At 47.3% G+C, this 598-nt stretch carries 1 protein-coding gene; it reads right to left on the bottom strand.

Annotated elements, in window-relative coordinates; genetic code table 11:
- The coding region (locus ACWA2B_RS27940; protein WP_449292882.1) for a condensation domain-containing protein at positions 1-598 on the bottom strand (598 nt) is incomplete at both ends.

The raw sequence follows: 598 nt of genomic DNA, 5'->3' as shown, positions 1-598 counted from the left end.
AAAATGGAGACACGAATGAGTGCATCCTCTGCGAGATTGAATCCTTTCGCTTTGTCCTCGATGGCAAAAGCTTCAACACGAGCTTCTCGTTCCTCTTTTTCTAGTCCGCGCAAGTCTTCATAATATATTTGTCCGCTACGGTTGCGGAAGACGACCTGTACAGGCTCATCCTTCCATGAACTGATAAAGTTCGTCCGCAATGCCTCATGACGCTGCACGAGCAGATCAAAGCTTTTACCAAAAGCAACCACATCAAAACGACCGTTCAACTCAAAGGTGGCCTGTTCAAAATAAGCTGCCGAATTTTCATCCATCAGACTGAAGAAGAGCATGCCCTTTTGCATCGGCGTCAAAGCATACACATTTTCCAGCTCACCCATATCTTGCGTATCCTTCACCAATTGCTCCAGCTCATCCAGTGTTACATGGTTTAACAGGACATCACTTGGGGTCAGCACCGTTCTTTCTTGAGCGACACAATGATGAATCACCTCACGCAAGCCGGATGCCAGCAGCTCTCCAAGTCGTGCAATCGTCTCATGACGGAATTGCGTTGTACCGTAGCGAATCGTGAAAATCAGTTCTCCATCCTCGATGA

This window comes from Paenibacillus sp. CMM36 (assembly GCF_053570945.1).
The sequence above is the reverse complement of the archived record's forward strand: the minus strand, read 5'-3'. Positions and strand labels throughout refer to the sequence as shown.